6 protein-coding genes are annotated in these 5,055 nt (G+C 69.3%); 3 read left to right on the forward strand and 3 right to left on the reverse strand.

Annotated elements, in window-relative coordinates; translation table 11 throughout:
* Positions 1-55: 55 nt before the first annotated feature.
* Complete coding sequence (gene modD / locus CKO31_RS25230) at positions 56-913, reverse strand: ModD protein (protein ID WP_200243423.1); 858 nt, start codon at positions 911-913, stop codon at positions 56-58.
* 149 nt (positions 914-1,062) lie between these two features.
* Positions 1,063-1,491, reverse strand: coding sequence for a TOBE domain-containing protein (locus CKO31_RS25235; protein WP_200243425.1), 429 nt, complete (start codon positions 1,489-1,491; stop codon positions 1,063-1,065).
* Positions 1,492-1,710: 219 nt separating this feature from the next.
* On the opposite strand from CKO31_RS25235, the gene modA reads away from it, so the two are divergent.
* From modA to modC, 3 genes are all read left to right on the forward strand, one after another.
* Positions 1,711-2,472: a molybdate ABC transporter substrate-binding protein gene (gene modA, locus CKO31_RS25240; protein WP_200243427.1), complete on the forward strand. Its 762-nt coding sequence runs from the start codon at positions 1,711-1,713 to the stop codon at positions 2,470-2,472.
* A 342-nt stretch (positions 2,473-2,814) separates the two neighbouring features.
* Entirely contained in the window at positions 2,815-3,492 is a 678-nt protein-coding gene (modB, locus tag CKO31_RS25245) for a molybdate ABC transporter permease subunit (RefSeq protein ID WP_200243430.1), read from the forward strand.
* Positions 3,493-3,496: 4 nt separating this feature from the next.
* Positions 3,497-4,570, forward strand: coding sequence for a molybdenum ABC transporter ATP-binding protein (modC, locus tag CKO31_RS25250; protein ID WP_200243432.1), 1,074 nt, complete (start codon positions 3,497-3,499; stop codon positions 4,568-4,570).
* Between the two features lie 191 nt (positions 4,571-4,761).
* Here modC and CKO31_RS25255 read toward each other — a convergent pair.
* Positions 4,762-5,055: hypothetical protein (locus CKO31_RS25255; protein WP_200243433.1), on the reverse strand; the 294-nt coding region annotated here is incomplete at its 5' end.

Here is a 5,055-nt window from a genome sequence, read left to right on the forward strand (position 1 = left end):
CCCCCAGCCCCAGCGCCTAGCGCCTCGCTACTCGCTACTCGCTACTCGCTACTCGCTACTCGCCACTCGAACAAAACCGCACCTGCACATCCCGCGGCGGCGCCAGATGCGGTGCCGTGGTCACCAGCAGCCGCGCCCCGGCGCGGGCATAGGCCTCGGCATTACCGGCATTGACGCCGCCGGCGGCCGCGACCACGGCCTGCGAGCCCTGTTCCTCGAGCCGCGCCGCCACTTCGGCCACCTGTTCCGGCGGAAACTTCTCCAGCTGCAGCACGTCGGCATCGGCCCAGGCGAGGGCCTCGTCCGGTGTCGCCACCTCCACCACCACGCGCTTCTCCGGGCACAGGCGGTGCAGCCGCCGCACGGTCTCCGCCGGCGTTTCGTCCCCCAGGAACTGTCGGTGCTCGGCGAAGATCAGGAGGGTCTGCGAGAGACCGTTGCGGTGCATCACCGCACCTCCGGCCTTGAACGCCTTGACGGCGAGGCGGCGGTTGCCGGGTACGTTCTTGCGGGTGCCGGCCACCAGTGTGTCCGGGTCGCCGCGGCGGGCGGCGGCGACGATCTCCGCGGCGCGGCTTGCCATGCCGCTGCACCATTCCATCAGCGTCTGGGCGCTCTTCCAGGCGCGGTGCAGGGCGCCGGCGCTGCCGTGAGCCTCCAGCAGCAGGGTCTGCGGCGGCGCGTCGTCGCCGGAGACCGCGTGGGCTTGGGCCTCGGCGCCGCAGAGCTCCAACATGCGCACCGCCTCCTCGACGCCGCAGACGGTCATGGGATCGCGGGCGAAGAAGCGGATGGCACCGGGCGCAGCGGCGATGCCGAGGGACTCGGTGGTGAGGTCGCCGAAAGGGACATCCTCGGCGAGGAGCTGGTGGAGCTCATGGTCGCTCAGGACGGGGGGTGTCGGTACAGGCATGGGTCGGTTCCGTCGGAGTTGAGACGCGGCAGCTGTCGGGATTGTGGCGAAGCCGACAAGCCGCCGGCACGGTGCCCGGGCGCACCATCGGCGCACACCGGGCGCCGTTGGCGGCGATCGAGCGCTATATTCTGGTGCATATAGCGCGTTCAGGCGGGCACGCCGAGGATGACCTGCGGCGCCTTGATCACGGCCGTCGCTGGTACACCCTCGGCGAGCCCCAACGCGTCGCAGGCAGCGTGCGTAACGGTGGCGTGCACCGCTTCACCCGACGGGAGCCCGATGGTGACGGCGGCATGGATCGGCCCCGTCTCCAGGGCGGTGACCTTGCCCTTGAAGCTGTTCCGCGCCGACAGACGCAGGCCCGAATCGTCAGTCATCACCAGCACCGAAGATGCCTTCACTAGGGCGACGACCTCCCCTCCATCTCTTAGATTCAATGAGTTGACGCTCTCGTTGGTGACGACGGCGACCATCTCTTCGCCGCCCGCGAGGGCCACCGCCACCTCGGCGTTGACTGCCCCCGGCGTCACACGAGCCACCTTGCCGCGGAATTGATTGCGTGCGCTGATCTTCATGCTATCTCCTCGCGAATGTTGCGTTGGCGTGGCGCGCCGGCACAGCCCCGGACACAGGTCCGGCGGGCACCAGCACAACGCCACGCCGATCCGGCATGCAGTCTGCATACCAGGAGGAAGTCTGGACTGCGTTATGTCCGTCGCTATATCGCGACAGTCAGAGCAGCACCGGCGTGCGCAGTCGCCATCTTTTCCGCAAACCTCACTCCGGAGTCCGCCATGCCAAGCATCCGCCCGCTCATCCTCACCGCCGGCCTCCTCGCCACCTGCGGTATCGGCACTGCCGCCGCCGGCGAAGCGCAGATCGCGGTGGCCGCCAACTTCACGGCGCCCATGAAGGCGATCATCGACCTGTTCGAAGGCGATACCGAGCACACCGTGAGAGCCTCTTACGGCTCCACCGGCAAGCTCTATGCCCAGATCAAGAACGGTGCGCCCTTCGAGGCGCTGCTGGCCGCGGATCAGCGGCGCCCCGAACTGCTGGAGGAGGAAGGCGTTGCCGTGGACGGCTCGCGCTTCACCTATGCCATCGGCTCCCTGGTGCTCTGGTCCGCGGACGCCGACAAGGTCGAGGACGGCCCGTCCCTGCTCGAGTCCGGCGACTTCAACAAGCTCTCCATCGCCAACCCCAAGCTTGCCCCCTATGGCGAGGCGTCGGTGGAGACCATGCAGGCGCTGGACGTCGAAGCAGCCATCGAGCCCAAGCTCGTCATGGGCGAGAACATCGCCCAGGCCTATCAATTCGTCGACACCGGCAATGCCGATATCGGCTTCGTGGCCCTGTCGCAGGTCATGGAGGGCGGTGAGATCACCAAGGGCTCCGGCTGGATCGTCCCCGGCGATCTGCACGCGCCCATCCGCCAGGACGCCGTGATCCTGGAGCGCGGCGCGGACAACCCGGCGGTGACGGCTTTGGTCGAGTATCTGCGCGGGGAGAAGGCCGAGGCTGTGATTCGGGGGTTTGGATATCTGACGGAGTGAGGAAAGTACGGAGTACGGAGTACGACGCCGGCTGCGAGGCACGGCCGCGTAGGACCGCGCTTGGGGCAGCTCATTCAGTGGTCATCCGGGCCAAGAATCGGAGGGCGCCCGAGCAGCGGACGTCGGCCGGCATCTCACCCCAACAGAGGACGTCGATGCGTCGGCACCGCCTTGCCTCATCCAGCCAACTGCACAGAGGGTGACGCACTGGGGTGACGCACTGGGGTGACGCACGCGGTTGCTGCGGCCCCCGTACTTCGTACTCCGTACCCCGTACTCCAGCCCAAAGAATCCAAAGCTTTCCAGCCGAAAGCCGCTCGAACTTCAAACTTCAAACTTTCCATGCTCCTCTCCCCCACCGACCTCGAAGCCATCGCCCTCACCCTGCGCCTGGCCACGGTGACGACGCTGATTTTGTTCCTCGTCGGCACGCCCATCGCCTGGTGGCTGGCGCGCACCCGCTCGCGCTGGAAGGGACCCGTGGGCGCCGTGGTGGCGCTGCCGCTGGTGCTGCCGCCGTCGGTGCTGGGCTTCTATCTGCTGGTGACCATGGGCCCGAACGGGCCGGTGGGCTGGCTCACCCAGACGCTGGGCATCGGGCTCCTGCCCTTCACCTTCTGGGGGCTGGTGGTGGGCTCGGTGTTCTACTCCCTGCCCTTCATGGTGCAGCCGGTGCAGAACGCCTTCGAGGCCATCGGCGAGCGCCCGCTGGAGGCCGCGGCCACCCTGCGCGCCTCGCCGCTGGACCGCTTCTTCACCGTCGCCCTGCCGCTGGCGCTGCCGGGATTCGTCACCGCGGGCATCCTGAGCTTCGCTCACACCGTCGGTGAGTTCGGCGTGGTGCTGATGATCGGCGGCAACATCCCCGGCGAGACCCGGGTCGCCTCGGTGCAGATCTACGACTATGTCGAGGCGCTGGAATACGGCAACGCCCACCGGCTGTCCGCGGTGCTGCTGGTGTTTTCCTTCGTGGTGCTGCTCGCGCTCTACGCCTGGCGGCCGGATCGCGGGAGGCGCTGAGCCGATGATCTACGCCAGCTTCCGTATCGAATGGCCCGGCTTCTCGCTGGACGTGGACGAGCAGCTCCCCGCCCGCGGGGTCACGGCCCTGTTCGGCCATTCCGGCTCCGGCAAGACCACGCTGCTGCGCTGCATCGCCGGACTGGAGCACGCGGCCACGGGCCGGCTCAGCGTCAACGGCGATGTCTGGCAGGACAGCGACAGTTGGGTGCCGACCCACCGCCGGCCCATCGGCTATGTCTTCCAGGAGGCGAGCCTGTTTGCGCATCTGACGGTGCTCGGCAACCTGCGCTACGGCCAAAAACGCAGCCGCAGCGCAGATCGGCGCGCGGCGCAGTTCAGCCTGGAGCACGCCGTCGAGCTGCTCGGCATCGGCCACCTGCTGCAGCGCAGGCCCGCGGCGCTCTCCGGCGGCGAGCGCCAGCGCGTCGGCATGGCCCGGGCGCTGGCGGTGACCCCGAAGCTGCTGCTGATGGACGAGCCGCTGGCGGCACTGGACCTGGCGCGCAAGCAGGAGATCCTGCCCTACCTGGAGCGCCTGCACGACGACCTGGACATCCCGGTGCTCTACGTCAGCCATGCCCCGGACGAGGTCGCGCGCTTGGCGGATCACCTGGTGGTGATGGACGGCGGCCGCGTGCAGGCGAGCGGAGCGCTCAACGACACCCTGGCGCGGCTCGACCTGCCCATCCGCCTCGGCGAGGACGCCGGCGTGGTGCTGGACGGCCATGTGGCCGAGCGCGACGAGCGCTGGCACCTGCTGCGGGTGGCCTGCTGCAACACCAGCCTCTGGGTGCGCGACACCGGCGCCAAGCTCGGCGACCACGCCCGCATTCGCATCCTCGCCCGGGACGTGAGCATCGCCCACGAGCCGAAAGAGGGCACCAGCATCCTGAACACCCTGCCCGCCCAAGTGGTCTCCCTCGGCGACGACGCCCACCCGGCCCTGTGCCTGGTGCGGCTCGCCGTGGACGACAAACCGGTCATCTCCCGAGTCACCCGCCGCTCGGCGGACCAGCTGGGCCTAGCGCCCAGGCAGCAGGTCTGGATTCAGATCAAGGCGGTCGCATTGCTGTGAGGCGGCAACACAGCGCCGGGACCAGGACTCCCCGCCTCAGCAGGCCCCGGCGCACGCGCAGGGCAGAGGCGGCGACCCAGCCGGAAGCGTGAAGCCCGACGCGCCTGTGTGTCGGTCTGCAGGGCCTCGCTGGCGCACCGGCGCCGTTGCAGCGCGCACGAACGCCGGCGGATGAAAAGCATCAAGCGTCGTTACCAGCAGCGCCTCTGCTTGGCGAGTCCCGGCGGGCAGCCACGTGCGGACCGGCCCTTCGACTTGCCCGGGAAGGCCCGGGGATAGCTAGGAGCGGCCCCGTCGCGGTGGTCCGCGTCGTTCTGAGTGGCGACGGCAGCACCGGCAGCAGCGCCTAGCGCACCACCGGTCACCGCACCCCCATCGCCGCCGAGCTCGTTGCCCACATAGGCCCCCAAACCGCCGCCCAGCGCCCCGCCCACGGCGGCCTCGAAGCTGTCGGCGGCCGCCGTGGGCGGGGCGCTGGGCGGCGG

This window comes from Thiohalocapsa halophila (assembly GCF_016583825.1).
GTDB classification, from domain to species: domain Bacteria; phylum Pseudomonadota; class Gammaproteobacteria; order Chromatiales; family Chromatiaceae; genus Thiohalocapsa; species Thiohalocapsa halophila.

Excerpts from the sequence above, each read along its gene's own strand:
- modD (WP_200243423.1), bottom strand. The coding sequence starts at position 913 with ATGCCTGTACCGACACCCCCCGTCCTGAGCGACCATGAGCTCCACCAG.
- CKO31_RS25235 (WP_200243425.1), bottom strand. The coding sequence starts at position 1,491 with ATGAAGATCAGCGCACGCAATCAATTCCGCGGCAAGGTGGCTCGTGTG.
- modA (WP_200243427.1), top strand. The coding sequence starts at position 1,711 with ATGCCAAGCATCCGCCCGCTCATCCTCACCGCCGGCCTCCTCGCCACC.
- modB (WP_200243430.1), top strand. The coding sequence starts at position 2,815 with ATGCTCCTCTCCCCCACCGACCTCGAAGCCATCGCCCTCACCCTGCGC.
- modC (WP_200243432.1), top strand. The coding sequence starts at position 3,497 with ATGATCTACGCCAGCTTCCGTATCGAATGGCCCGGCTTCTCGCTGGAC.